Here is a 26,772-nt window from a genome sequence, read left to right as displayed (position 1 = left end):
TCCCATAGCGTAAGCTAGTAAGATCCCTGAAAGATGATCAGGTTGATAGGTTCGAGGTGGAAGCATGGTGACATGTGGAGCTGACGAATACTAATAGATCGAGGACTTAACCATATAATATGAAGCACTGTTATCTAGTTTTGAAGGAATATACCTTCATAAGTCTGGTAATGATGGCAGAGAGGTCACACCCGTTCCCATACCGAACACGGAAGTTAAGCTCTCTAGCGCCGATGGTAGTTGGGACCTTGTCCCTGTGAGAGTAGGACGTTGCCAGGCTAATATTATTCCGCAGTAGCTCAGTGGTAGAGCTATCGGCTGTTAACCGATCGGTCGTAGGTTCGAGTCCTACCTGCGGAGCCATTATGCTTCCATAGCTCAGCTGGTAGAGCACTTCCATGGTAAGGAAGAGGTCACCGGTTCAAGCCCGGTTGGAAGCTTGCGAAGAGTATTACAACTTTTGGCCCGTTGGTCAAGTGGTTAAGACACCGCCCTTTCACGGCGGTAACACGGGTTCGAATCCCGTACGGGTCACCACTTTTGGAGGATTAGCTCAGCTGGGAGAGCACCTGCCTTACAAGCAGGGGGTCGGCGGTTCGATCCCGTCATCCTCCACCATATATAGTTTATAATGTCGGAGGGGTAGCGAAGTGGCTAAACGCGGCGGACTGTAAATCCGCTCCTTCGGGTTCGGCAGTTCGAATCTGCCCCCCTCCACCATTTTCAAAAAACAACCTGATAAAGGTTTATTTTTTTGAAAAGACAAGCATACTAGTAAGTATTGATGGGCTATAGCCAAGCGGTAAGGCAACGGACTTTGACTCCGTCATGCGCTGGTTCGAATCCAGCTAGCCCAGCCATTTACGAGCCATTAGCTCAGTTGGTAGAGCATCTGACTTTTAATCAGAGGGTCGAAGGTTCGAATCCTTCATGGCTCACCATTTTTGCGGAAGTAGTTCAGTGGTAGAATACAACCTTGCCAAGGTTGGGGTCGCGGGTTCGAATCCCGTCTTCCGCTTTTTTACTTCGGGGCCTTAGCTCAGCTGGGAGAGCGCCTGCCTTGCACGCAGGAGGTCAGCGGTTCGATCCCGCTAGGCTCCATTATAAATTAGAAAAAACCTTACATCAAAAGATGTAAGGTTTTTTGTTTATCCTGCCTAATAAGGACAAGTTTTTATTCATTTCATTTACAATAGAAAGATAGAATGAAATATACAATTTGGATGGAAGTGTGTTTAGATATGGGGAACGGAGGGATAGGTGTTGAAAATTGTTATTGCGTCTGATTCATATAAAGAAAGCTTACGAGCGATGGAAGTATGTAAGGCCATTGAAAAGGGATTTTCTAAAATTTTCCCTCAAGCTGAGTGTGTAAAAATACCAATTGGAGATGGAGGAGAAGGTACCGTCCAATCCCTTGTTGATGCTACAGGTGGAAAGATTATTTCACTTTATGTAACAGGCCCACTTGGAGGGCTTGTAGAGGCGTTTTATGGCATTTCCAAGGATAAAAGCACGGCGTTTATTGAAATGGCAGCAGCATCTGGATTACATCATGTTCCAGTTGAAAAGCGAAATCCTCTCATCACAACAACAAAAGGAACAGGAGAGCTTATATTAGATGCGCTAGATAAAGGCGTACAGCACATTATTTTAGGGCTTGGAGGAAGTGCTACAAACGATGGAGGTACGGGAATGCTCTCTGCCTTAGGTGTAAAGTTTTTAAAGAAGGATGGGCAAGTAATAGAACCCGTCGGTGGAAATTTACAGTCTATTGATTCTTTAGATTTATCGCAATTAGATTCCCGTTTAGCGCATGTAAAACTAGAAGCAGCGTGTGATGTAGATAATCCGTTAACAGGACAAAAAGGAGCATCTTTTGTATTTGCAAAGCAAAAAGGTGCTAGTAGAGAAATGATTGCACAGTTAGATGATAACTTAAAGCATTATGCCTACCTATTAAAACAGCAGTTACATATTGATGTGGAAAAGGTTTCAGGTGCAGGAGCAGCAGGCGGATTAGGCGCTGCAGTTGTTGCTGTACTGAAAGGGGAATTAAGAAAAGGAATTGAAATTGTATTAGACTATACAAATTTTGATGAACACATAAAAGAAGCGGATCTTGTTCTTACAGGTGAAGGAAGAATAGATGTACAAACGGCTTATGGAAAAGCTCCAGTTGGAGTTGCTAGACGTGCAAAGAGGCTGCATATACCCGTTATAGCTATTGGCGGTTCGATGCTCTCTAATCACATTGCAGTTTATAAAGAAGGAATAGATGCTGTATTTGATGCCACACCAAGTCCAATGACACTAGAGGAAGCATATATAGCAGCAAGAGAAAATATAGAAATGACTGCACGGAATATCGCATCCGTATGGAAAATAGCTTCAGAAAGACGTCTCTAATTATAGGAGACGTTTTATTTTTAATTATTTATGAGTACATGTGTAATGTTTTTTTAGAAAAAGGTTCATTTTATACATAAAATAGATGTGGAATATAGATTTTTCTATAGATATGAATGAATAAGGTGTATATACATACAAAAAAATGTCGAGTTGAGTCAGAGTATATAAAAGATTTAAAATATTTAGTGAAGGCATAAAAGGGGGAGACTATCTATGAAGAAAGAAATTTCAATCGTTGGAGTTCCAATGGACTTAGGGCAAATGCGTCGTGGGGTTGATATGGGACCAAGTGCAATTCGTTATGCGGGAGTAATTGAAAGAATTCAAAATATTGGGTATGACGTAGAAGATATCGGAGACCTATGTATTGAAAGAGAACAGGAAATAGATGAAAATACAAAATTAAGAAACCTTACGCAAGTTGCACATGTTTGCGATGAATTAGCAGGTAAGGTTGATCATATTATAGAAGAAGGTCGTTTTCCACTTGTGTTAGGTGGAGATCATAGTATTGCTATTGGAACACTTGCAGGTGTAGCAAAACACTATAAAAATTTAGGGGTTATTTGGTACGATGCACATGGGGATTTAAATACGGAAGAAACATCACCTTCTGGAAACATTCATGGTATGTCACTTGCAGCAAGCTTAGGTTATGGACATCCTTCACTCGTTAATTTATATGAAGCGTATCCTAAGATTAAAAAGGAAAATGTTGTTATTATTGGTGCGCGTGCATTAGATGAAGGCGAAAAAGATTTTATTCGTAAGGAAGGAATTAAAGTATTTACAATGCATGAAATTGATCGTATGGGTATGACGGCTGTTATGGAAGAAACAATTGCTTATTTATCCCATACAGATGGTGTTCATTTATCATTAGATTTAGATGGACTTGATCCACATGATGCGCCAGGAGTTGGGACACCTGTAACTGGTGGACTATCGTATCGTGAAAGCCATTTAGCAATGGAAATGTTAGCAGAGGCTGATATTATCACATCTGCAGAGTTTGTTGAAGTAAATCCAATTCTAGATGAGAAAAATAGAACGGCAACAGTAGCGGTAGCTTTAATGGGTTCTTTATTCGGTGAAAAACTAAAGTAAATGTAAGAAAAGCAGCTGAAATGCTGCTTTTTTTATTTTAAAATGAGAGTATAATAATGAGTTATATTATACTACTCTGCACAAAAAAGTTCGACATCTTACCAATTTCCACCAAGGTGGTAACGTCGTTTGTAATTGTCGTTTCGTTCATGTATGGTATAATTAACTAGTTGTTGTAAATACATACAGATAGAGCAAAATAATAATATTTCAGTATATAAATAAAATTGCTCATAAGTAGGAGGAAGGGTTAGCATGCCTTTTGGAGATATGAACCTTTTGAAATATCTCAGTACGATATTAGATATCGCCGTTGTGTGGTTTGTTATATATAAGCTAATTCTTGTAATCCGAGGCACAAAAGCTGTTCAACTTTTGAAAGGGATTACAGTTATTATTATTGTTCGTATATTGAGTTATTTATTTGAATTGCATACGTTGCAGTGGCTCACAGACCAAGCTTTGACATGGGGATTTTTAGCGATAATTATTATTTTCCAACCGGAGCTTAGACGCGCGCTTGAACAATTAGGAAGAGGAAGCTTGTTCTCACGTGGAATTGGTCAGGAAGAAGAAGAGCATGAAATCGTTGCGAATGCTGTGGCAAAGGCAACCGAATATATGGGTAAACGACGCATTGGTGCGCTTATTACACTATCTAGGGAAACTGGAATGGGAGACTATGTAGAAACTGGGATTCCATTAAATGCGAATGTTTCATCAGAACTACTTATTAATATTTTTATTCCAAATACACCGCTTCATGATGGAGCAGTTATTATGCAAGGAAATACGATTAAAGCAGCAGCTTGCTATTTACCATTATCGGAAAGCCCGTTCATATCAAAAGAATTGGGAACGCGCCACCGGGCTGCGATGGGAGTTAGTGAAGTAACTGATAGCATTACAGTAGTTGTATCAGAAGAAACCGGCCAAATTTCTTTAACTAAAAATGGAGAATTGCATCGTGATTTAAAAGTCGAACAGTTGAAAGAAATGCTTTTGGCAGAGTTCAGTGGAAATGTGGGAACATCTTCTTCATCTTTATGGAATTGGAATTGGAGGAGAAATCGTCATGGATAAGCTAATGGAGAACCACTGGTTTTTAAAAGGAATTTCATTACTATTGGCGTTCATGCTTTACATGTCAACGAATTTGTCAGACAAAAATACGACAGCGAATAAGAGTGCATCGCCTTTTCCAACGGGAGATATAACAGAAACAGTATCTAACATTGTAGTGGCAGTAAACTACGATGAAGATAAATATATTGTAAACGGCATTCCAAAGTATGTAAAAGTGAAATTGGAAGGGCCCAAAAACGTGATTACTGCAGCAAAATCCCAACGGGAGTTTGGTGTATCTTTAGATTTACGTGGATATTCTACTGGAACATATGATGTTCCTTTAAAATATACCGGGATGGAAAACAACTTAAAAGCAACAGTTCAACCAGAGAAAGTTAAAGTTACGATTCAAAATAAGGTGAAAAAATCATTTCCTGTGGAAGTGAAGTATTCAAATGAGAATCAAATGCCGGGTGGTAGTATGGGGGCAAATCCAACGATTAAACCAGGGGCTGTGGAAGTTACCGGTACAGAAGAGGAACTAGCAAAAGTTGCGCTTGTCAGGGCATATATTGATTTGAAGGGGATAACAAAAACAGTAACAAAGACAGCCGAGATTGTACTGTATGATGAAGACGGACGGAAGTTAGACTTACAAGCAACACCGTCTAAAGTAAATGTTACAATCCCAGTTTCAAATCCAACCGCGACAAATAACATTGAAAAAACAGTTCCGTTAACTTATGTGAAAAAAGGAAGTGTGCCGGAAGGGTTAGTTGTTACAAACATCAGTGTCGAACCAAAGGAAGTGACAATATCAGGTCCAAAAGATGTTTTGGACAATATAAAGTCCTTGGAGGGCGTCGAAGTAGATCTTAGTAAAATTACGGAGTCTACAACATTCGATGCCTCTGTTTTATTACCGAAAGGCGTAACAAATGTAAGCCCCAGCCAAGTAAAGGTTTCTGTCGAAGTGCAAAAGCAAAAAAGTACAAAGAATAAGACAATCGACGGTATTTCCATACAAAAAAATGGACTGTCAGATGAATTCACTTTACAGCTACTTTCTCCACAAGATGGAAAGATAAGCGTTGATATTTCAGGAGAAGCAAGTATAGTAGATAAAATAACAGCAGCACAAATAATAGCTTCAATTAATCTACAAAATCTATCTCCTGGGACGCATGATATTCCAATTCAGGTTAGTGGTCCTAATGGTGTTTCAATAGAAGCAAAACAAAAAAATGCGAAGGTAACTCTTGTGAAGAAAGAAAAACCAGATCAAGAAGTACAAGGTAAGCCAGAGCAACCAGATTCACAAAAAGATAAAGAGACTGAAACAGAAAAACCAAAAGAAGAAGATCAAAACAAAGAACCTGAAAAAGAGAATGAAGAAAAACAAGAGGAAACTCAAAAACAAAAAGAGCAAGAAAAAGGAGCGAATAGCAATGGGTAAATATTTTGGTACAGATGGTGTGCGCGGTGTCGCGAATGAGGAATTGACGCCTGAATTAGCGTTTAAAATTGGACGTTTTGGAGGGTATGTATTAACAAAAGATACAGATCGTCCAAAAGTTATTATCGGTCGTGACACACGTGTATCTGGTCATATGCTAGAAGGTGCCTTAGTAGCAGGTCTATTATCAACTGGAGCAGAGGTTATGCGCCTTGGCGTTATTTCAACTCCTGGAGTTGCTTATTTAACAAAAGCATTAGATGCACAAGCAGGTGTTATGATTTCAGCATCTCATAACCCAGTACAAGATAACGGAATTAAATTCTTCGGTTCAGATGGATTTAAACTAACTGATGAGCAAGAAGCCGAAATTGAGGCTTTATTAGATAAAGAAGTAGATGAATTACCACGTCCAACAGGAACAGAACTTGGACAAGTGAACGATTACTTCGAAGGTGGACAAAAATACTTACAATACATTAAACAAACTGTAGAAGAAGATTTCTCAGGCTTACATATTGCTTTAGATTGTGCACATGGGGCAACATCTTCTTTAGCACCATATTTATTTGCAGATTTAGAAGCTGATATTTCTACAATGGGAACTTCACCGAACGGCATGAACATCAATGATGGAGTTGGTTCTACACATCCAGAAGTTCTAGCAGAACTAGTAAAAGAAAAAGGTGCAGATATTGGACTTGCATTCGATGGCGATGGAGACCGTCTAATTGCAGTAGATGAAAAAGGAAACATCGTTGATGGCGATCAAATCATGTATATTTGTGCGAAGTACATGAAAGAAACAGGTCAGTTAAAACATAACACAGTTGTTTCAACAGTTATGAGTAACTTAGGTTTCTATAAAGCGCTGGAAGCAAACGGTATTACAAGTGATAAAACAGCAGTTGGTGATCGCTATGTAATGGAAGAGATGAAACGCGGCGGTTATAACCTTGGTGGTGAACAATCAGGTCATATTATCTTACTTGATTACATTACAACCGGAGATGGAATGTTAAGTGCACTTCAGCTTGTAAACATTATGAAAATGAAGAAAAAACCATTGTCTGAGCTTGCAAGTGAAATGACAAAGTTCCCACAATTATTAGTGAACGTTCGTGTAACAGACAAAAAATTAGCATTAGAAAATGAAAAAATTAAAGAAATCATCCGTGTGGTAGAAGAAGAAATGAACGGAGATGGACGTATTCTTGTTCGCCCTTCTGGAACAGAACCACTTATTCGTGTAATGGCAGAAGCACCAACACAAGAGATTTGTGATGGATATGTCCATCGTATTGTAGAAGTTGTGAAAGCTGAAGTTGGAGCTGAATAATTCGGTAGTTTTATACAAAAAAGGAGCACAAAGCGTGCTCCTTTTTCATATGTTTTATAGACAATGAAAAGTTTTCATTGACGGTTTATGTTGTTTGTTATAAGATTGTCTTGTTCTTTTTCTCAAAGTAAATATAGGAATTATGAAAGCGCCAGAACTACAAGTTGTGTAGTTGACGAGGAGGAGTTTTATCGAGATTTCGGCGGATGACTCCCGGTTGTTCATCACAACCGAAAGCTTTTACTTAAATCACAGAGGTGACTCGGTGGACAAAGGTAAAGGTTTGATGAGAGAAAAGGAACGGATAAATACTAGCTGTATAAGTATATACGGACTGAAACCAATCGAGAGGAAGGTGAAAGCCGTTACAGACTTACAGGGCTAGCAATATGTAATCCGTTTTTTATATATAAATAATGGGATCGGACTATGTCGTTACATGTTCGCAGAGCAATGTAAGCATTTGTAACGGCGACTAAACATGTGTGGAATCGTAGGATTTATTGGAGATCAGGATGCAAAGGAAATTTTATTAAAAGGTTTAGAAAAGCTAGAGTACCGTGGATATGATTCAGCGGGTATTGCAGTACAAACAGAGAACGGTGTTGTTGTATACAAAGAAAAAGGCCGTATTGCAAAACTTCGTGAAATCGTAGATGGGGACGTAGCGGCAAGCGTGGGAATCGGTCACACACGCTGGGCTACACATGGTGTTCCAAGCACAGTAAACGCACATCCGCATCAAAGCACATCAAAACGCTTTACGCTAGTTCATAATGGTGTAATTGAAAACTATGAATTAGTGAAAAAAGAATATCTTCAAGATGTAACGTTTGTAAGTGAAACTGATACAGAAGTTATCGTGCAGCTTATGGAACAGCAAGTAAGCACAGGATTAAGTGTAGAAGATGCATTCCGTAAAACGTTATCCATTTTACATGGTTCTTATGCGATTGGATTACTTGATGCTGAAAATCCAAACATGATTTATGTTGCTAAAAACAAAAGCCCGCTATTAGTAGGTGTTGGTGACAACTTTAATGTTGTTGCGAGCGACGCAATGGCGATGTTACAGGTTACAGATCAATTTATCGAGTTAATGGATAAAGAAATGGTAATCGTAACACAAGAAAGTATTACAATTAAAAACTTACAAGGTGAAACGATTGAGCGTGCACCGTTTACAGCGGAATTAGATGCAAGTGATATTGAAAAGGGAACATATCCTCATTTCATGCTTAAAGAAATTGATGAGCAACCACTTGTAATCCGTAATATTATTCAAAAGTATCAAAATGAAGATGGCGAAATTGAATTAGATGAAGAGATTCGCAGTGCAATTTTAGATAGCGATCGTATTTATATTATTGCATGTGGAACAAGTTATCATGCAGGTCTTGTTGGAAAGCAGTTTATTGAGAAGTTTGCGAAATTACCTGTAGAAGTACACGTAGCAAGTGAATTCTCTTACAATATGCCATTATTAACAGAAAGACCATTCTTCATTTACATTTCACAAAGTGGTGAAACTGCAGATAGCCGTGCAGTACTTGTACAAACAAATGAAATGGGTCATAAAGCATTAACAATTACAAACGTACCAGGTTCTACGCTTTCTCGCGAAGCTGACTATACACTGCCTCTATACGCAGGACCAGAAATTGCAGTTGCTTCTACGAAAGCTTACACAGCTCAGCTTGCAGTGCTTTCAATCCTAGCAGCTGACATTGCGAAAGCAAAAGGTGAAGTTCTTGATTTCGATTTAACACATGAACTAGGTCTTGTAGCGAATGCAATGGTAGTACTTTGTGATCAAAAAGAAGAAATGGATGCACTAGCAAAACAATTTTTAGCAACAACACGCAACTGCTTCTTCATCGGACGTAGCGTCGACTTCTTCGTAGGATTAGAAGGGGCGTTAAAGCTAAAAGAAATCTCTTACATCCAAGCAGAAGGATTTGCTGGTGGAGAATTAAAACACGGTACAATCGCGTTAATTGAACAAGGTACACCAGTTATCGCACTTGCTACGCAAGAGCACGTAAACCTTGGGATTCGTGGTAACGTGAAAGAAGTAGTAGCACGCGGAGCAAACCCATGTATCATCTCAATGAAAGGTTTAGAAATGGAAGGCGATAGCTTCGTACTACCAGCTGTACACGAAGCATTAGCACCGCTTGTAGCAGTTATTCCATTACAACTTATCTCATACTACGCAGCGCTTCACCGTGAGTGTGATGTTGATAAGCCACGTAACTTAGCTAAGTCGGTTACGGTTGAGTAAGAGATTTAGAGAAATAATTTTATTTGTGGCTTTGAAATAAAGTCGTACCGTTTATAAAAAAGATGCACCGTTTTACCCCTTTAGATATTTTTGTCTAAAGGGGTGTTTTTATGTCCAAAAGAAAAAGAACATCTGAAATTGAAAAGTGGATTAAACAAGGGCGAGGTTCAGGTATAGGTCCAGATTAGCAGCTTTAGTTGAAGATTCAAGATGTTTCATCATTGGGTAGATCAACGAGATTAAAGGTATCAAAACGAAGCGTCAGCATGAATTTTTATCAGACTTGGAACGAAACCACTTTTACTTAACAGAATTTTCGTATTTATAGATAGATATCAGAGAGAAATTCCCTCTATTACTTCAAATAGTACCTGTATTATTTCAATGATATATTTCCTGAAGAGGTTTCCAATTGAACTTTATAATCCCCGCTCCCAGACGTTCCTTTTGTTTCTTTTTTCCCTTGTTGATGATTATCCAATACGATGCCGACTGAACATCTCCCGCTGTTAGATTTGAGGAGTAGCGTGGCATCTGGTTCATCCCCATTCAAGGAAACGTCCACATTTCCACTTGTTGTAGTAACGTAAACCTCACTATGAAAGTGAAGGAAGTCAAGTTTTACGTTACCACTACTTCCATTAACTTGCAGGTTGTGTGTTTGCAGCTCTTTACCAATGACGCTGCCAGAAGAGCCATTGACTATGATTTCTCCTGTGAATTCAGTGGGAATTCGAACTTCCAATTGGGGCATCCGGTCGATTTTAAACAGACGGGTTATATCATGTTTTACTTGAATCATTATTTTTCGTTTCCCCTTATTCATTAAAATTCCCGGACCATTGTCGTATAAAAGTAAGTACGCTTCCAATTCATCTATATCCGCTGATACTACATTTATCTTTGTGCTTCCATGATCTATGTGAATGGTATCTATATCTTTAAGGGAAGCCATTTGAAAGTCTTCACTTTCCAAACCTTCCGTACAGGCACTTAAAAACATTACAACAAGAATAACCGACATGACCATAAAGTATTTCTTCATCTTTCAACACTCCTCTCGTTGGATACCATTATAGAAGGTGACGTCACGTTAATTTCAAGTTTTATATAGATTTATTAATGAAAATTTAAAAAAGTCTAAAAACACTTGAAGTTTACGTTGCGTCATTTTGTATACTGTTTAGTAACTACTATATATATCCATTTTGATTTTTCGACATATAAGTCGCGGCTATGGATAACAAAAGCTGACATGTACTCGTTTTTTCTTTGTTTTCACTTGGCATGGTGCACAGGAAAAGGTTCTAACCGCTTCTATGTATGAACGGATGCTCTCTCTCACCTAAAAGAAGGGTTTTATAGCTGTTTTTTAATTTGTATCTATATATTTAGAGATATATAGATACAAGAGAATAGGAAGATAGGAGGTTTTTAGATGAAACAGGGAGATATTATTATTTATGGATGCGTCATTATAGGTGCAGGTATTGGACTGACACTGGATAATGCGTTTCCTGGTGTACTGATTGGCTTGGGAGCAGGATACTTACTTAAAAATCTTTTTCGTAAAGAGGAATAAATGTGGAATGAATAAAACAATTTCAAACGATAGAGTCTTAACATACAGAAAGGTAGGTTTATCAATTGATACACATTAATAAGGTTGGGGAGCTGACAGGTGTTACAGTAAGAACACTGCGTTACTACGATCAAATCGGATTATTAAAACCAGCATCCAAAACAGAGGGTGGCCATCGTTTATATACGAATGAAGAAATAAAAAAACTACAGCAGGTTCAATTTTTAAAAAAGGTTGGATTTCCGTTACATGAGATTAAGAATATGCTCGCTTCCAGTGCGTGGGATTGGTCAGATAGTTTAAAGAGTCAATTATCTTTTGTAATAAAAGAACAGGAAAATTTAAAGGAAATAGAGTTATCCTTACGGGAAATGATACATGGAATCGCGATTGAAGGAGAAGAGAACTGGATCGCGATTCAGAAGATTATGCAATTATCCAGTAAAGATAAGGAAATACAGCAGTATTATCGTGAATCTGTATTTAACGACAGAGAAATAAAACTATGGGAAAAGGTTCCCAATATGACAAGTGATAGCTCTGATTCACTAGAATGGATTGCTCTGATAGGTCAATTAAAGCGTTATATGGAGGACGGTCCAAAAGCACCCAAAGTCCAAAATATCATTAGAAGAATGGATGAAAAGCGCTTAGAGGAGTTTGAAGGTGAGGATGAATTTTTAGATAAGCTGTGGGAAATAAGGATGTCGCCAAAGCAATCAGAGAAACTGAGATTATATCCAATTGACCAGGATGTGCTCGAGTTTATGGATCAGGCATATACCATTTTCATGACTAAAAAGAATAATTCTCAAAAGGAATAAGGGGGGGAGAATGGTGAGTACAGAGCTACTTCTCCTAATAGGGGGATTGGCCCTATTGGACATGCTAAGCCCTACCATATTAGGGGTAACAGTTTATTTGCTTCTAACCGATAAAGAGAGACTTACCAAACGTTTATTGGTTTATTTATTGACGATAGCAGGATTGTATTTTGCTGTTGGAGTTTCACTTATGTTAGGATTAGATTTCTTGCTTGAGATTATTTCTGGCATATTTCAAAATCGAATCGTAAGCTGGACGTTCTTTATTATTGGGCTGATATTGTTCATAGCAAGTTTTTATGTTCCAACAAAGAAAAGTTCAGACCTACCTGCACCAAAATCAAAAAGCATTTTTTCAATGGTTGCTCTGGGATTCACTACTACATTAATTGAAGTAGGTGCTGCATTCCCTTATTTTGGAGCAATTGGCATAATGACTACTTCTAATCTATCGTGGGTGGAGTGGTCTTCTATTTTAGCGGGATACAACTTTATCATGGTGTTGCCTTCCCTCGTGCTACTTCTCTTCTATCTCCTGTTTGGGCGGTGGATGCAAACACTTCTCGAGAATCTTCGAGTGAAAATTACTAATAATACAGGATCAGCCCTTTCGTGGATTATGTGTATAGTTGGACTCATTCTGATTTTTAATAGCCTGGATTATTTGTAGGATGTTTGAGTAACAAAGGCAAAAAATGATTAAACTTTTTTATAAAGACCAATTTTAATTCTGCTGGAGAAGAATCCATTTTGATCAAACTTTTTTCAAAATGGATTTTATTGATTTATCGTAAAATATGGGTTTAGGAGGCATTTTTGATCGAACTTTATTTCAAAGCTACAAGATGTAGATTTGAAATAAAGTCACGATGTTTTTAAGAAAGACGCGAAGTTTATAAAAAAATGCGATGCTTTATCATACTTCATTCAAAGAATTTTATTAACTAAGTATTCATAAATTGCAATCAAATCCTTTTGTTCCTTTCTCAACTTATACTAGTATGAGTTGTGTTTGGGACGATATTGAAGAAAATAAATTAGAACTAACAAAAAAACTCTGTAAAAATTATTACAGAGTTTTTTGCTAATTATTTATTGTTTTGCATATCGAATACGAATGTTATCATCCATATGATAAATTTGTAATGTGTTTCCATCATAGTTTTGTATCTTATACATTACACTGTCATTTGTTAACTTCACTTCTTGACCGTCTTTCAATGCTTGTGTTACTTTTAACGATAACTGGAATGAAGGAACGTCTACCTCATATGTTCCTGTTAAGAAGTCTCTCTTCTCCGGGTAACTACCATTAGCATAAGACTCAAATGTCTTATCACCTTTTAGAACTAACGTAGTTTTCACTCCACTACCAAAGTCAATACCCCAATTCCCTACGATTTCTGTACCATCTTTAATGTAATTCTTCATGTTTGTATAGTTAATTCCTAACTCTTCAGATGTACCAACTGTTCCTACGAATACACCAGTTTTAGCTTGGCTTTTGTCTGTCTCAGATTGACTAGAGTCTGTAGATGGGTTAGTTGAAATAGAGCCACTAGAAGAACTAGAAGGTTTATCTGTAGTTGTACCACCTTTTACTTCGGCTCTTAACTTATCGAATGTAGGTTTCCAAATACGTTTCGCTTCACTTAGCTTTGCATTTGCTTTATCTAAGATTTCCTTATCAGTTTCTAAATTGAAACCTTTACTGTTAAATAACTTCTCTATTTCACCGAATGTTTCTCTTAGTTTAACTGTAGCTTTTTCAATCTCTTTTTGGTCGTCTTTATGATTTGTTGGTGCATAAATTTTCTCTATCTTATCAAATACTTTATAGATGTCTTTAATACTATCTAATACCTCTGCTTTTGACTTACTTCCGTTTCTCATATCTTTTACAGAAGCATCATAGTAATCAAAGCGTCTTAACATATCTTGTTCAATGTCTAGTAAATATTGTGCATAATCTTCATCTAAAACTCGAACCTTTTGAACATCTTTACTATCATCTTTCGAATTGGAAGATTTTTCATTTGTTTTAGACTCTTTACTTTCTGACTTAGCTGAACTTGTTTCTTCCGTCTTAGTTTCCTTACTTTCTTGTTTACTAGATTCAGCATTTGTTTTTTCTTTGTCCCCAAATAAACTACTACAAGCTGACATAGAAAATGCTAATCCAGATGCTAGTAAAATTTTACCTGTACTTCTTTTTAAATTCTTCATATGATTCTCCCTCTCAAAACATAAAACAGATGCGCTTTAGCCCCTTTAAAACTAGAAGACATACCCCTTCTATATTTATCCTAAAATACCTTTCTATGTATATTATTTTACAAGGAATTACAGATATGGTCAAAATTTATTCTAAATTTACGATGTTCATAAAACAGATGTGATGCTTTATTCCTTCAAGTAAAAAATTCTAAGTGAGTTTTGATTAAACTTTTTTATAAAAATCTCATACTTAGTTAAAAAGATTAACTCCATTTTGATTAATCTTTTTTTCAAAATGGAGTTTTTGTTGTTGCTGTTAAATAAGGGTTTGTGACTTCATTTTTATCAAACTTTATTCTAAAGCAACAAGATTTGAAATAAAGTTGCACCGTTTCCACCCCTTTAGATATGATTATCTAAAGGGGTGTTTTTATGTCGGAAAGAAAAAGAACATCTGAGATCGAACAGTGGATTAAACAAGGTCGAGGGACTGGTATTGGAGTAGATTATAAACCTTGGTTAAAGATTCAAGATGTATCTTCAAAGGGTCGTTCAACTCGTTTAAAAGGAATAAAAACAAACAGAAAGCATGAATTTCTGTCGGATTTGGAAAAAAAATATTTTTATTTAACTGAATATTCGAACTCTGTTGTTGATATCCGAGAACAATTTCCTTTATTACCGTTAGAAGAAACCATTGTTATTACAAATGAGTTAGGTATAAATCATCCTACTGACCCTAAAACTGGTATTCCGATTGTGATGACAACGGATTTTTTATTAACAGTTAATAAGGGATACAATGTGACTGAAGTAGCTCGTACAATCAAAATGAAGGATGAATTACTGAAGGAACGTGTACTTGAAAAGCATTGAAGGTCAAGGTATTACAGTGGTGAAAGCTAAACACAGTTCTAAAGGGGTTCAGCGTAGGGCAGAGGTTTTATTGAACAAATTAGATTACTAGACACGAGGGGGGTTATTGATGAAAATGAATGAAAAAACATATCTAAGTATAGAAGAGATTATTTCATTACCAACCTTATCAGGTACAAACATAAGTGATGATGGCAAAAACGTAGCATTTGTCAAGAAGACAGCTAACTGGAAAGACAATAAATATAGGAATCATGTATGGATATATGAAAAAGATAAGGGACAGAGTTACCCATTAACAACTAGGGATATAGATAGTACATACCCATTATGGTCTCCAGATTCTAGGAATATCGCATACCTTAGCCCAGTTGGTGACGGGGATAATAAGAAAAATCAGATCTTTGTTAAGTCAATAGATGGTTATAGTGGGGTTCAAATTACTGATGAGAAAGAAGGAGTCAGTAATTTCAAGTGGGAGCCTACTGGCAAGGGTTTTTATTATGTTGCACAGTCAAAAGAATCTGAGGCGATAAAGAAACGTAAGGAACTATATGGGAATTTTCATCATATAGGTAAGGAATACCAGAATAATTGTTTATATTACATTGAAGTAGAAAAAGTGATACAAAATGATAAATATGAACACGAAAATAGCGTTGTTTATCAACTAACTGATGGGAAGGATTTTCATATCCATGAATTTGATATTTCAAATGATGGGAAAAAGGTTGTATTTATGGCTACACCAAGCTCAAATATGGGAGATTATATTAATGGAGATCTATACATACTGGATATTAAAGCTGGAGAGCTACAAAAGATGAATATAGATAAGTTGTTGGGAGGGAGCGTTTGCTTTTCTCCTGAAGGCAGCAAAATATGTTACTCAGCAAGCATAAGGGAGAAGGATTACTATAAGACCCATATACAAGACAGTACATTAGAGATATATGATATTAATAATGGAGAGCTAATTCAACCTTTAACAGATTTTGATAGTACGGTTATTCCATTACGGTGGACAGCTAAAGGAATTTTAATTAGATGGCAGAATAAAACTAATTATCTTATTGGGTTGCTATCTGAGGATGGAACTGTGGAAATGTTAAGCGAAAAAGTAGATAGCTTTATAATGGATGCTTCTATAACAAGGGATGGAAATCATATATCCTATAATAAGGCTATAACAAATGAAACCTTTGAAATCTATTTAGACGATAAAAAAATAACGAATGAAAATAGCTTTTTCAAAGGAAAGCTTAAATGTAACAGGGAAATAATCTCATGGCAAAGTAGTGATGGTCTTGAAATAGAGGGAGTTTTATCAACCCCAGTAGAGTTTGACGCAAATAAAAAATATCCCTTATTAGTGGTAATCCATGGTGGTCCGGCTTGGGCATCCTTTCCAATATTTTCAGACTGTTTTAATGAGAAATATCCTATTGAACAGTTTATCGAAAAAGGCTTTATAGTTTTAGAACCAAACTACAGGGGAAGTTCTGGTTATGGTAATGAATTCTTAAAAGCAAACTATAGAAAACTGGGAATTGCTAACTACGATGATGTTATATCTGGAGTGGATAAACTAGTTGACAAAGGGATTGCAGATAAAGGTAGAGTAGGAGTTATGGGATGGAGCAACGGAGGATATATATCAGCTTTCTGTTCTACATTTAGTAGTAGATTTAAAGCTATTTCAGTTGGAGGTGGAATTACTAATTGGAGTACCCATTATGTAAATACAGATATACCTTACTTTATTAGGATGTATTTAGGAGATAATCCATGGAATGATCCAGAGATATATACTAAAACATCACCAATGATATATATTAAATCAGCCTGTACTCCCACCTTAATCCAACATGGCGAAAAGGATGCAAGAGTTCCAACTCCAAATGCATATGAGCTATATCAAGGATTAAGGGATATGGAAGTTGATACAGAATTAATTATATTTAAAGGAATGGCATATAGTTCTGACCAGCCAGGAATTAATGTGGCTATTATGAAGCAGAATTTGATGTGGTTTTCACACTATATTCTTGGAGAAAGTATGAAAGATTTTAGGGTTTTATAATGGTTGCCACTGTATAATACTCTAGCAACTACATTGACTTACAATTGTATAGCAACGTTATGGCATTAAGCTCCCTGTACCTTTGTAGTAGGGGTACGGAAACGATTCGTGTAAAAACTGCAATAGGATAAAAACGTGGCTCAGATATGGAAATTTACATATTTGCCACGTTTTCTTCTTATAAAAGATTAATTAGACCTAGAAGGAAAAGTAGAGATAAGAAATGGATACTTCAGTACAACTGATTTATCTACAGGACAAAAAAAGATATATTAAATAAAATGCTCAAACTTCTTTCAAAATTTAGCTCTTGTTTTTTGCTGAAAAAACAATACTTCACACAAGGTTTTGATCAAACTTTTTTTAACACCTACAAGATTTGTTCACGAATAATAAAGTTGTTAAAAAAATAATAAAGTCCTTTAAAAATAAGATCGTTGTTTAAAAATATGGTATAAAATCGGATTTTTATAACATATTTTTTGTATAACAACAGAAAGAATGTTTTGATTTCACCTAATATAATGTTAAATTATGTACATGATTTTTCTTCAATTTATAATCTATCTTTATAAATATCCATTACCTTAAAGGTTTGACAAACTAGTAATAAGTCTGGAGTAAAAGTAAGTCCATACTGGCTTAATTCCCAAGTGAAAAATTTAACATGCTCACTGTACCAATAATCATAGCTTAAATCTCCTGCACCCTCAGATCTTGCAAAATCATTTGTTACTTCATTCATTTTTAAAAAATCGATCTTTGTATATTTTATAATTGCTAATGGATTATTGTCTCCATCCAATACAATATCGTACTGACCAACTTTTTGAATTTCTTCTCCTTCAAGCCCGTATACACAATGCGCAGCGCATGTTCCTGTTTTGATTCCTTTAACAACTAAACTTCCTAGTTCATCTCCCATTTCTTTGGAACCATCTCCAAACATCCATGCATCTGGAACACTCATGTTTAACTCATTTTCTCTAGCGTACATATGCCAATATTCTTCTATCTTATTAACCGACATTAGTCACTTACCCCCTTGGTAGTTAAATATCGTGAATTTAACATGCAACCTATTATCTGTCAATATTTTAGAAGAACATGTAATATAACTACATCAACCTAATCATATATAGATACAAGATCTTAAGTTATATTTGTGGGCAATAATCAATTATTTGCTATCCGAAAATCAAACGATCTTATTATTCCTAATAATTGTAGAACGAAAGAATCTGTTAGTTTTTTAAACAATTTTAATAACCATCTATCTGTTATACGATAGATGGTTACTATATTTCTAAGCAGAGAATTAAACAACTTTATTACAAACCAACACCAGGGGAGTTTTGTTAGGTTTTGTCATTATGATCTAAGGTTATTACTACATTTCCCTTCTTATGTCCTGTTTCTACGTATCTATGTGCTTCAGGAATTTGTTCTAGTGGATAACGTCTATCGATGACGGATGTTATTTTCTCTGCCTCGATAAGTTCTTTGAGGAAAAGTAAATCTTCAGTACGTACTTTTGCTATCATTCCTTCGACTGACACGTATGTCCCGTTCGAAGTGAGTGCGTTCTTGCAATTAGATTTGGTGTTTTTCCCGACTGCATCAAAGATAATCTCATAGCGTTCTTCTCTTTCTGTAAAATCTTCTTTCGTGTAATCAATTACGTTATCAGCTCCTAAAGATTTTACTAACTCTAAATTTGTAGTACTACAGACCCCGGTAACTTCTGCCCCAAAGTATTTGGCAAGCTGTACCGCGGAAGTTCCTACGGCTCCAGAAGCTCCATAGATAAGAACTTTTTGTCCACTTTGGATAGTTGCTTTTCTAAGAAAATGTAATGCTGAAGTTCCACCAAAAAGAACAGCAGCGGCTTCCTCATAATTCATGTTTTCCGGTCTCATTGCTAACAATCCATCTTCAGGTATACATGTGTACTCAGCGTAAGCCCCAAAACTCATTCCCGTTAATGCAAAAATTTGATCCCCTTTCTTGAATTGTGTTACATTTTTTCCTATTGATTCAATTTCTCCTGCCAATTCTACCCCCAATATAGGTTTTCTCGGCTTTCTAAGACCTAGGATGATTCGCATGGGAATCCAGTACAAAAGAGGACTATTGAAACCTCGAATTCTACAGTCCCCAGATGTTACTGTTGTCGCATGAATTTTTACTAGTACCTCATTATCCTTGGGGATAGGTTTTTCGACCTCTTTGAGTTGGAGAACATCAGGTGATCCGTATTTTGTGCATACAATTGCTTTCATAACGATCCTCCTTTAATCATTTTAATCCATGATATTTTCTCTATTTTAAAAAAATGCTCTTTTCTATTGTTCTTTTATAGAATTTATTTCACTTTAGTGGATATATGATGTGATAGATTTAGAACTTGCATGTTGACATAAAAATCATTCAGGAATATAATTTTTATTAATTTAAAAATTCAATAAATAAATTCACTTATCAAGAGAGACTGAGGGACAGGCCCTATGACGTCCGGCAACCTCCGAAATTCGGAACGGTGCCACTTCCTGCAGAATGGATTCATTCTGAGAGATAAGCCATCATATAATTTTTATGGACGATGCCTCTTTCAGATGAAAGAGGCTTTTTTATGTTGTAAAGGAGGGGGAGTATAAAATTTAATAGTTTTTTGAATGGATATAACTGTTTCCAAGCATTTTTAATGCTATATTGCACGGAAAAATAATTAGAAGAGGTTGAATTATTATGGAATATACAAATGAAGATAGTCAAACAAAGCTGCAAAGAACGATGAAGAGTAGACATTTATTTATGCTTTCATTAGGGGGAGTAATTGGAACAGGGCTTTTTCTAAGTTCGGGATACACGATTAATCAAGCAGGCCCAATCGGAACAATGATTGCATATTTAATTGGTGGTTTGATTATGTATTTGGTGATGTTATGTCTTGGAGAGTTATCGGTTTCAATGCCAGTTACTGGGGCTTTTCATACATACGCAACGAAATATATAGGACCTGGGACTGGCTTTACGATTGCCTGGATGTATTGGCTTACCTGGACTGTTGCATTAGGTTCGGAATTTACGGCTTCAGGTCTACTTATGCAAAGGTGGTTTCCCGATACTTCGGTTTGGATGTGGAGTGCAATATTTGCTGCGACCATTTTCCTTTCCAATGCTTTTTCAGCAAAATTCTTTGCAGAATCAGAGTTTTGGTTTTCCAGTATTAAAGTAGTCACCATATTATTATTTATTATTTTAGGTGTGGGAGCTATGTTTGGTATTCTTTCTATGAAAGATGTATCTTCAGCACCTATGCTATCAAACTTTATTGGGGAAGATGGGCCTTTTCCCAATGGTTTCTTTCCAATTTTCATGACTATGCTTTCAGTAAGTTTTGCTTTTTCAGGAACAGAATTGATTGGTATTGCGGCTGGAGAGAGTATAGACCCAGAGAAAAATGTACCGCGGGCAATCAAAAATACTGTTTGGAGACTCTTTATCTTCTTTATTGGTACAATCTTTGTTCTTTCAGGATTAATTCCTTGGAAAGAAGCTGGAGTAATTGAAAGTCCATTCGTTGTAGTCTTTGATAGGATTGGTGTACCTTATGCCGCGGATATTATGAATTTTGTTATTTTGACGGCATTACTTTCAGCTGCGAACTCAGGGTTATATGCCTCATCTCGTATGCTGTGGTCCCTTTCAAAAGAGAAGATGATCAATCCTTCTTTTGCAAAATTAACATCGAAAGGAATACCTCTTCAAGCTTTAATTGTTAGCATGATCGGTGGATGTTTATCCCTTTTTTCTAGTATAGTTGCACCTGATACCGTGTATATCGTTCTTGTATCTATTTCGGGTTTTGCGGTGGTCGTTGTTTGGATGGGAATTGCAGCTTCACAGTTTATGTTTCGGAGACGTTTCTTAGAACAAGGTAATTATGTGGAGGATTTGAAATATAGAACCCCTCTTTATCCAATCGTTCCTATTGCGGCTTTTCTATTATGTTTTGCATCTTGCATTGGTATAGCTTTTGATCCTAATCAAAGGATAGCTCTTTATTGTGGTATTCCGTTTTTAGCTTTATGTTACTTTACGTACTACTTAAAAAATAATAGAAATCGCCCGCGGGCAATAAAAAAATTGAATGACGCAAGATAATGGACTCTTTTTGGTTAAAGCTCTTTGGATTTTAAAATCATTATGAAAAGGTGTGTGATTCCTATGAATAATTATCGTAACGTAAATCCGATAGAAAATATTTTACGAGAATTTCCATTGATGATACTAGATGGTGCAATGGCTACGGAGCTTGAGCGTCATGGCTATGATTTGAATGATAATCTTTGGTCCGCAAAAGTTCTTATAGAAAATCCAGAGATTATAAAACAAATACATATGGATTATTTTAGAGTAGGTGCGGATTGTGCGATTACTGCCAGTTATCAAACAACTGCCCAGGGTTTTATCAAAAGGGGATTGAGTGAGGCAGAAGCATTCCAGCTTATCAAAAAATCTGTTCAGATAGCTACAGAAGCTAGAGATGAATTTTGGTCAGACAGTAGTAATCATTTTAACCGCCCAAAACCTTTGGTTGCAGCATCAATCGGGCCATATGGTGCCTTTCTAGCTGACGGCTCGGAGTATCGAGGGGATTATAATGTAACGGAAGATGAATTAATGGATTTTCATAGAGAGCGTATGGAAATCCTTATTCATGCTGGGGCAGATGTCCTTGCTTGTGAAACGATCCCGTGTTTAATAGAAGCTAAGGCAATTGCTAGATTATTAGAAGGGTTTTCGGGAACTTATGCGTGGATTAGTTTCAGTGCAAAGGATGAACTACATATTTGTAGTGGAGAATTAATTACAGATTGTGCAAAATGGTTGGATAAGAGTGAACAAGTAGTAGCTGTGGGAATAAACTGCACACAACCTCGATATATTCCGCCTCTTATAAAAGAAATACGTCACCAAACTAACAAACCAATTGTGGTGTATCCAAATTTAGGTGAAGAGTATGATCCGAAAACTAAGACCTGGCATGGAGCATCAGTTCAAGAGGACTATGGGACTAGTGCTCAAATTTGGCATGAATGTGGAGCGCAATTAATTGGTGGATGTTGCAGGACGAAACCTGAAGATATAAAGAGAATTGTAGATTGGGCACGAGAAAAATTATAAAACATGTGGATGAAAAAGAAGATCGTAAAACCTGTCCTTAAAAAGAGTGGGTTTTACGATCTTTATTGTTCATATTTTAGGTTAATGCATCTGTGTAATCCCCTGCATAATCCCACCTATACTCATTAAAGCAGTTGTAATGATAAATAACACAATCACAAGTACCATAACTTTCTTTCTATGTAATCCCGTTAAAATATATAACCCCATACCTAAAACGATATAGTACCAAATGGCGAACACATCTACTCTTTGTACCATAGTATGTAAGATGAGGTTATCGCTTAGTAGGGGGGCTAAACTCGTATAGGAAATTTGATAATCTCCTAGTAAAACAGCGATAGTCCCATTTACTAAAATACCGAGTTTCATAATAAATACGGAATAGAGCGTAACGCAAAGTAATTCTTTATAAGTCGTGTCGACTCCAAAAAAGATCATGATGTTTTTATAGAAGATAGGAGTGCAAAATATGGATATAATGCCGCTAACTGCAGTAAAGCCGAAAGTAGTTAAGAAAGTAATATGAGTAGAGATTTGAAAAGTAGAATTACTATTCATTTGTTTTATTGCAGGATTATTTAGTGTGACATATGAGATAAGAGCGCTCGTAATAATTGTTAAAAGTGAAATAATGAATAATGGTAGGAGAATGGGCTTTTGTGTACGCATCCTTTGGAATTGTAGTGTAGGTGAAGTGATCATGCTGAATATAGACGGTTTTTTGGTAAGATCATCGTTTAATGCTGTATTTGTTTCCATGATTAATCCTTTCTTTTCAGGTATTCATTTCTAATTTTATCATAAAAATGTTTCATATTTCCATTTTCACCTCATTAATCCTTATTTAGTAGGATTAAATATAAAACACAATAAAAGGAGATATTGCCTTTGATTAAATTTTTAGTTTTAGCCATTCTCACGTTGTTTTTGATTCCATGGACAAGGAGTGGTAAGGCACTTCGTACAGTGGATAAAGAAGAATCTGAGAAAGTTGTAAAGAAAAAGAAACCACCAATTGAGAAAGCTATAAAGAAAAAGAAAGCACCGATTAAGAAAGTTAGAAAGAAAAAGAAAGCACTGATTTTAGTTATTCCGATCCTGCTTTGGATTGGTATTGTAATCTATGAATATTTCTGGTTAATCGATGACCGTATGGACTCGATTCTTACGCATTATTCGGTTGTAATTGCAGTGTTAATTGGAGTAGGCCTCGTTTTTCAAGAGAAAAAAGGAAGATTAGAAGTGAAGTTAAAAGCAATAGCGATGCTTGCTTTACTTGTATTTTACGGCTATTTCGGTTACTTGCATGATATAGTAATCTCGCAAAATAAATATGATTCTGTTGTGAAAGTAGAAAAGGATATTTCAGAGCCATTTACTGAAAATGAACAACCGTTTACTGTTCCTCCGAAAACGGCAGAAAATAAGATGAAAAAGGTATTTGGGGATATTCCAAAAGTCGCGTATTTTGAATTAGGGGAGCTTACACCGCAAATGGTGAAGGGAGAAGCATTGTATGTAGCTCCAATTGAAGTTTCTGGATTCTTTAAGGCGCGCAAGGCTGAAACAATTCCGGGTTATGTGACGATGTCAGGTACAAATCCTGATGCGGAAGCGACATTACACCTCGGTTATAAAATGAAATATGTACCAAGTATGTTCTTCGGTAATAAATTGGAACGTGTTGTTCGAAAAGCAGAACCAAACCTTATCTTCAAAGGAAAACCGAAATTTGAAGTGGATGATAAAGGAAAACCGTACTATACAATGACATATGGTGAATTTATTTCAGGTCGATCTGGATTTGAAGTAAAAGGCGTTGTAGTTGTGGATGCACAAACGGGTGATTTGAAAAAATATGATAAAGAGCAAGCACCTAAGTTTATTGATGGCGTCCTAAATCATGAAACAGCATCAACGTTAAATACGTATTTCGGTAAGTTCATACATGGTTTTTGGAACACGAAATTTTCTCAAAGTGATGTAAAGATTCCAACTGAATGGGGAACGAAGGAAGGAGTTACACCGATATTTGGGAAGGATGGCAAACTGTATTACTTTACAGATTTTACTTCTCCAAAAGAAGGTATCGATTCTGCTTTAGGTTACTCCTTAGTGGATGCACGTACTGGAAAGCTTTATTACTATAATGGAAAAGAAGTAAAAGGGATTATGGATGGTTCAGCTGCTACAGAAGTGGTGGATAATTCTTTTAGGAGAGAGAAATGGCATGGAACAATGCCTGTAATTTATAATGTATACGGCAAACCGTCTTGGATTGTGCCTGTGATTGATGACGGAGGGTTAGTACGTGCTTATACCGTAATCTATGCTTCGAATGCCAAAGTATTTGCAACAGGTTCAACGCAAAAAGAAGCGCTTGAGAAATATAAAAGTGTGTTAACAGGAAGTGGCGATTCCTCCCGTCCAACTTCTAGTGGAAAAGAAGCACAAAAAGAAGGCGTTGTACAACGCGTCTATAAAGAAAAATCAGGTGAAAACACAATTGTATTTGTATTGCTAGAAAATGAGCAAAAGGTATTTATGATTTCAGCAAAAGACTTCCCGTACGCTATGTTTACAGAAGTGGGAGATACAATTCAAATCACATATTTAGACACGGGAGAAACGATGTCTTCTGTATCTAAATTTACAAATGGCAACTTGAAAAAGTAAAGCGATAGAGATTCTATCGCTTTTTTTCTTTTCGTTACATAGGAAAGTACGATATACTTGACGTATATTTAACGTTGTAACTATAATTGTTACGATGTGAAGTTTATATTAGAAAGGGTGAATGATGGAAGTGAATGAAGTTAATCATGATGTATATAAACCTGTAAAAGCAAACAGGTTATGGATGATTCTTGTATTAGGGACACTTACAGCAATTGGACCATTGTCCATTGATATGTATTTACCTTCGTTACCAAAGTTAACGGATGATTTACAAACGAATGCTTCTCTCGCTCAGCTTACTTTAACAGCTTGTTTACTAGGACTTTCGGTTGGACAGCTATTTGTTGGATCAATTAGTGATATTTATGGACGGCGCAAACCACTTATTATTGCTCTTATTATTTATGTTGCCTCTTCTTTGCTTTGCGCTGTTGCACCATCTATTTGGAGTTTAGTTCTTTTACGTTTCTTACAAGGAGCTTCAGGTTCAGCTGGGATTGTTATATCGCGTGCGATGGTACGTGATATGTACTCAGGGTCTGAGATGACGAAGTTTTTCTCACTGCTTATGTTAGTAAACGGAGCAGCACCGATTTTAGCGCCGATTATTGGAGGGCAGTTATTGCAGTTTACATCATGGCGCGGGGTTTTTATCGTTCTTGGAGCGATAAGTGTCTTTATGTTAGTATCCGCTACTTTTGTATTACGTGAGACATTACCTCTTGAAGAGAGGGAAACAGGCGGCCTGGCAGGAACATTATCAACATATGGAAAGTTATTAAAAGACCGTTTATTTATGGGGTATGCTTTATCCCAAGGTTTAGTGTCAGCGGCGATGTTTGCTTATATTTCGGGATCACCGTTTGTGCTGCAAAATATATACGGAGCAACACCACAAGCATTTAGTTTATTCTTTGCTATTAATGGTATTGGTATTATTATTGCCAGCCAAGTTACCGGTCGTTTAGCAGGAAAGCTAAGTGAGAAAACATTATTTGTGGTAGGTATCGGAATTGCTGCTATTGGTGGGCTTTCCTTACTTCTCACGATTGTACTAGGAATAGGATTAATTGGTGTTTTATGCTCATTATTTCTTGTCGTATCAAGTGTTGGAGTTGTATCAACAACAGGTTTTTCACTCGCGATGAGAAATCAAAAACAAGCGGCCGGAACAGCTTCGGCTTTACTTGGATTGTTACAATTTATTTCTGGAGCACTTGTTGCACCTTTAGTAGGGATTGGAGGTAGTAACACTGCACTTCCTATGGGTATTGTGATTGCTCTTTGTGAAGTGGGCGCAGTTTTATGTTATATCTTTATGGCAAATCGTAGTGAAAAGCAGTTAGTACTTCAAGAAAAGCAAGATATAGAAGCATAGGAGAAATATAAAGAGCCGCAATTTAAGTTGCGGCTCTTTAGCATTATTTTTTCGAACGAACAAGTAACCAAACAAAATATGGCCCACCAATAAGAGCTGTAAAGACTCCAACAGGAATTTCTAAAGAAAGGATTGTGAAGATCTTGGTCGTATAAAGTGACGGTACTGTGACAAAGATGATGATATATATTTAAAAGTAAGTTCATAAGTGTAAAATTTGAATTGTTCTCGTTATAATAACAAGAGGAGATAAGTAGTAGACGTAGATAAAAGG

At 36.5% G+C, this 26,772-nt stretch carries 19 protein-coding genes, 9 tRNA genes, 2 rRNA genes, 3 pseudogenes and 1 riboswitch; of the genes and pseudogenes, 28 read left to right on the top strand and 5 right to left on the bottom strand.

The features are described 5' to 3' along the window. The 19 genes and pseudogenes from AAIE21_RS23290 to AAIE21_RS23200 form a co-directional block, all read left to right on the top strand. A 23S ribosomal RNA gene (locus AAIE21_RS23290) occupies positions 1-114 on the top strand; the annotation flags it as partial. Positions 115-163: 49 nt separating this feature from the next. Continuing rightward, a 5S ribosomal RNA gene (gene rrf, locus AAIE21_RS23285) occupies positions 164-279 on the top strand. 9 nt (positions 280-288) lie between these two features. Then, positions 289-363: transfer RNA gene (locus AAIE21_RS23280), tRNA-Asn, on the top strand. A 4-nt stretch (positions 364-367) separates the two neighbouring features. Next, positions 368-440, top strand: a tRNA-Thr gene (locus AAIE21_RS23275). Positions 441-462: 22 nt separating this feature from the next. Further along, a tRNA-Glu gene (locus AAIE21_RS23270) sits at positions 463-537 on the top strand. A gap of 5 nt (positions 538-542) precedes the next feature. Beyond that, a tRNA-Val gene (locus AAIE21_RS23265) sits at positions 543-618 on the top strand. An 18-nt stretch (positions 619-636) separates the two neighbouring features. After that, positions 637-720 (top strand) — tRNA-Tyr (locus AAIE21_RS23260). A gap of 65 nt (positions 721-785) precedes the next feature. Then, positions 786-860: transfer RNA gene (locus AAIE21_RS23255), tRNA-Gln, on the top strand. Positions 861-865: 5 nt separating this feature from the next. Beyond that, positions 866-941, top strand: a tRNA-Lys gene (locus tag AAIE21_RS23250). A 5-nt stretch (positions 942-946) separates the two neighbouring features. Further along, positions 947-1,018 (top strand) — tRNA-Gly (locus AAIE21_RS23245). A gap of 10 nt (positions 1,019-1,028) precedes the next feature. Further along, positions 1,029-1,101, top strand: a tRNA-Ala gene (locus tag AAIE21_RS23240). A gap of 162 nt (positions 1,102-1,263) precedes the next feature. Beyond that, the gene (locus AAIE21_RS23235) at positions 1,264-2,409 is read left to right on the top strand and encodes a glycerate kinase (RefSeq protein ID WP_343268940.1); all 1,146 of its coding nucleotides are present in this window, start codon (positions 1,264-1,266) and stop codon (positions 2,407-2,409) included. A 216-nt stretch (positions 2,410-2,625) separates the two neighbouring features. Continuing rightward, positions 2,626-3,519 carry an arginase gene (rocF, locus tag AAIE21_RS23230; RefSeq protein WP_343268939.1) on the top strand — a complete coding sequence of 298 codons (894 nt, stop codon included), beginning with the start codon at positions 2,626-2,628 and terminating at the stop codon, positions 3,517-3,519. Between the two features lie 255 nt (positions 3,520-3,774). Next, entirely contained in the window at positions 3,775-4,602 is an 828-nt protein-coding gene (gene cdaA, locus AAIE21_RS23225) for a diadenylate cyclase CdaA (protein WP_343268938.1), read from the top strand. Further along, positions 4,595-6,043 carry a CdaR family protein gene (locus AAIE21_RS23220; protein ID WP_343268937.1) on the top strand — a complete coding sequence of 483 codons (1,449 nt, stop codon included), beginning with the start codon at positions 4,595-4,597 and terminating at the stop codon, positions 6,041-6,043. Before cdaA ends, AAIE21_RS23220 begins: the two co-directional genes overlap by 8 nt. After that, positions 6,036-7,382, top strand: coding sequence for a phosphoglucosamine mutase (gene glmM, locus AAIE21_RS23215; protein ID WP_343268936.1), 1,347 nt, complete (start codon positions 6,036-6,038; stop codon positions 7,380-7,382). The genes AAIE21_RS23220 and glmM overlap by 8 nt, the downstream gene beginning before the upstream one ends. Before the next feature lie 286 nt (positions 7,383-7,668). Beyond that, a pseudogene (locus tag AAIE21_RS23210) lies at positions 7,669-7,851 on the top strand (hypothetical protein). 12 nt (positions 7,852-7,863) lie between these two features. Next, positions 7,864-9,666 carry a glutamine--fructose-6-phosphate transaminase (isomerizing) gene (glmS, locus tag AAIE21_RS23205; protein ID WP_343268935.1) on the top strand — a complete coding sequence of 601 codons (1,803 nt, stop codon included), beginning with the start codon at positions 7,864-7,866 and terminating at the stop codon, positions 9,664-9,666. Positions 9,667-9,776: 110 nt separating this feature from the next. Beyond that, positions 9,777-9,991, top strand: a pseudogene (locus AAIE21_RS23200) (heteromeric transposase endonuclease subunit TnsA); the annotation flags it as partial. Positions 9,992-10,042: 51 nt separating this feature from the next. On the opposite strand, the gene AAIE21_RS23195 reads toward AAIE21_RS23200, so the two are convergent. Next, a complete protein-coding gene (locus AAIE21_RS23195) occupies positions 10,043-10,711 on the bottom strand; it encodes a DUF4097 family beta strand repeat-containing protein (protein ID WP_343268934.1) in 669 nt (222 codons plus the stop codon). Between the two features lie 393 nt (positions 10,712-11,104). Between AAIE21_RS23195 and AAIE21_RS23190 the strand changes: the two genes are divergently transcribed. The 3 genes from AAIE21_RS23190 to AAIE21_RS23180 all read left to right on the top strand — a co-directional run bounded on the left by AAIE21_RS23190 (position 11,105) and on the right by AAIE21_RS23180 (position 12,742). Then, the gene (locus AAIE21_RS23190) at positions 11,105-11,248 is read left to right on the top strand and encodes a hypothetical protein (protein ID WP_343268933.1); all 144 of its coding nucleotides are present in this window, start codon (positions 11,105-11,107) and stop codon (positions 11,246-11,248) included. 65 nt (positions 11,249-11,313) lie between these two features. Further along, positions 11,314-12,072, top strand: coding sequence for a MerR family transcriptional regulator (locus AAIE21_RS23185; RefSeq protein WP_343268932.1), 759 nt, complete (start codon positions 11,314-11,316; stop codon positions 12,070-12,072). Positions 12,073-12,082: 10 nt separating this feature from the next. Further along, positions 12,083-12,742 (top strand): GAP family protein, encoded by a 660-nt coding sequence (locus AAIE21_RS23180; protein WP_343268931.1) that lies wholly within the window; start codon positions 12,083-12,085, stop codon positions 12,740-12,742. A gap of 422 nt (positions 12,743-13,164) precedes the next feature. Here AAIE21_RS23180 and AAIE21_RS23175 read toward each other — a convergent pair whose 3' ends face one another. Continuing rightward, entirely contained in the window at positions 13,165-14,298 is a 1,134-nt protein-coding gene (locus AAIE21_RS23175; protein WP_343268930.1) for a DUF3994 domain-containing protein, read from the bottom strand. Between the two features lie 423 nt (positions 14,299-14,721). Here AAIE21_RS23175 and AAIE21_RS23170 point away from each other — a divergent pair. Next, positions 14,722-15,159 (top strand): annotated as a pseudogene (locus AAIE21_RS23170) (TnsA endonuclease N-terminal domain-containing protein); the annotation flags it as partial. Between the two features lie 115 nt (positions 15,160-15,274). Then, a complete protein-coding gene (locus AAIE21_RS23165; protein ID WP_343268929.1) occupies positions 15,275-17,248 on the top strand; it encodes a S9 family peptidase in 1,974 nt (657 codons plus the stop codon). A 556-nt stretch (positions 17,249-17,804) separates the two neighbouring features. Here the strand turns inward: AAIE21_RS23165 and AAIE21_RS23160 are convergent. Both AAIE21_RS23160 and AAIE21_RS23155 read right to left on the bottom strand, forming a co-directional pair. Beyond that, entirely contained in the window at positions 17,805-18,278 is a 474-nt protein-coding gene (locus tag AAIE21_RS23160; RefSeq protein ID WP_343268928.1) for an ASCH domain-containing protein, read from the bottom strand. Positions 18,279-18,606: 328 nt separating this feature from the next. Next, positions 18,607-19,530: an NAD(P)-dependent alcohol dehydrogenase gene (locus AAIE21_RS23155; protein WP_343268927.1), complete on the bottom strand. Its 924-nt coding sequence runs from the start codon at positions 19,528-19,530 to the stop codon at positions 18,607-18,609. Between the two features lie 193 nt (positions 19,531-19,723). Then, positions 19,724-19,829: riboswitch (SAM riboswitch) on the top strand. A 167-nt stretch (positions 19,830-19,996) separates the two neighbouring features. Between AAIE21_RS23155 and AAIE21_RS23150 the strand changes: the two genes are divergently transcribed. Both AAIE21_RS23150 and mmuM read left to right on the top strand, forming a co-directional pair. Continuing rightward, positions 19,997-21,415: an amino acid permease gene (locus tag AAIE21_RS23150; protein ID WP_343268926.1), complete on the top strand. Its 1,419-nt coding sequence runs from the start codon at positions 19,997-19,999 to the stop codon at positions 21,413-21,415. A 63-nt stretch (positions 21,416-21,478) separates the two neighbouring features. Beyond that, positions 21,479-22,438 (top strand): homocysteine S-methyltransferase, encoded by a 960-nt coding sequence (mmuM, locus tag AAIE21_RS23145; RefSeq protein ID WP_343268944.1) that lies wholly within the window; start codon positions 21,479-21,481, stop codon positions 22,436-22,438. An 81-nt stretch (positions 22,439-22,519) separates the two neighbouring features. Here mmuM and yknW read toward each other — a convergent pair whose 3' ends face one another. Further along, on the bottom strand, positions 22,520-23,200 hold the full coding sequence (gene yknW / locus AAIE21_RS23140) for a YknW family membrane protein (RefSeq protein ID WP_343268925.1): 681 nt from the start codon (positions 23,198-23,200) through the stop codon (positions 22,520-22,522). A gap of 132 nt (positions 23,201-23,332) precedes the next feature. Between yknW and AAIE21_RS23135 the strand changes: the two genes are divergently transcribed. Beyond that, positions 23,333-25,117, top strand: coding sequence for a DUF3981 domain-containing protein (locus AAIE21_RS23135; protein ID WP_343268943.1), 1,785 nt, complete (start codon positions 23,333-23,335; stop codon positions 25,115-25,117). A gap of 121 nt (positions 25,118-25,238) precedes the next feature. Then, positions 25,239-26,498: a multidrug effflux MFS transporter gene (locus AAIE21_RS23130; RefSeq protein ID WP_343268924.1), complete on the top strand. Its 1,260-nt coding sequence runs from the start codon at positions 25,239-25,241 to the stop codon at positions 26,496-26,498. Positions 26,499-26,772 lie beyond the last annotated feature (274 nt).

The organism is Paenibacillus sp. 102 (assembly GCF_039549175.1).
GTDB lineage: Bacteria > Bacillota > Bacilli > Bacillales > Bacillaceae_G > Bacillus_A.
This window is presented reverse-complemented; position numbering and strand designations above follow the sequence as displayed.

Coding starts and splice junctions, on each gene's coding strand:
- AAIE21_RS23130 (WP_343268924.1), top strand. CDS start 25,239: ATGATGGAAGTGAATGAAGTTAATCATGATGTATATAAACCTGTAAAA.
- AAIE21_RS23190 (WP_343268933.1), top strand. CDS start 11,105: ATGAAACAGGGAGATATTATTATTTATGGATGCGTCATTATAGGTGCA.
- yknW (WP_343268925.1), bottom strand. CDS start 23,200: ATGGAAACAAATACAGCATTAAACGATGATCTTACCAAAAAACCGTCT.
- AAIE21_RS23175 (WP_343268930.1), bottom strand. CDS start 14,298: ATGAAGAATTTAAAAAGAAGTACAGGTAAAATTTTACTAGCATCTGGA.
- AAIE21_RS23180 (WP_343268931.1), top strand. CDS start 12,083: ATGGTGAGTACAGAGCTACTTCTCCTAATAGGGGGATTGGCCCTATTG.
- AAIE21_RS23160 (WP_343268928.1), bottom strand. CDS start 18,278: ATGTCGGTTAATAAGATAGAAGAATATTGGCATATGTACGCTAGAGAA.
- mmuM (WP_343268944.1), top strand. CDS start 21,479: ATGAATAATTATCGTAACGTAAATCCGATAGAAAATATTTTACGAGAA.
- rocF (WP_343268939.1), top strand. CDS start 2,626: ATGAAGAAAGAAATTTCAATCGTTGGAGTTCCAATGGACTTAGGGCAA.
- AAIE21_RS23195 (WP_343268934.1), bottom strand. CDS start 10,711: ATGAAGAAATACTTTATGGTCATGTCGGTTATTCTTGTTGTAATGTTT.
- AAIE21_RS23220 (WP_343268937.1), top strand. CDS start 4,595: ATGGATAAGCTAATGGAGAACCACTGGTTTTTAAAAGGAATTTCATTA.
- AAIE21_RS23155 (WP_343268927.1), bottom strand. CDS start 19,530: ATGAAAGCAATTGTATGCACAAAATACGGATCACCTGATGTTCTCCAA.
- AAIE21_RS23150 (WP_343268926.1), top strand. CDS start 19,997: ATGGAATATACAAATGAAGATAGTCAAACAAAGCTGCAAAGAACGATG.
- AAIE21_RS23165 (WP_343268929.1), top strand. CDS start 15,275: ATGAAAATGAATGAAAAAACATATCTAAGTATAGAAGAGATTATTTCA.
- glmS (WP_343268935.1), top strand. CDS start 7,864: ATGTGTGGAATCGTAGGATTTATTGGAGATCAGGATGCAAAGGAAATT.
- cdaA (WP_343268938.1), top strand. CDS start 3,775: ATGCCTTTTGGAGATATGAACCTTTTGAAATATCTCAGTACGATATTA.
- glmM (WP_343268936.1), top strand. CDS start 6,036: ATGGGTAAATATTTTGGTACAGATGGTGTGCGCGGTGTCGCGAATGAG.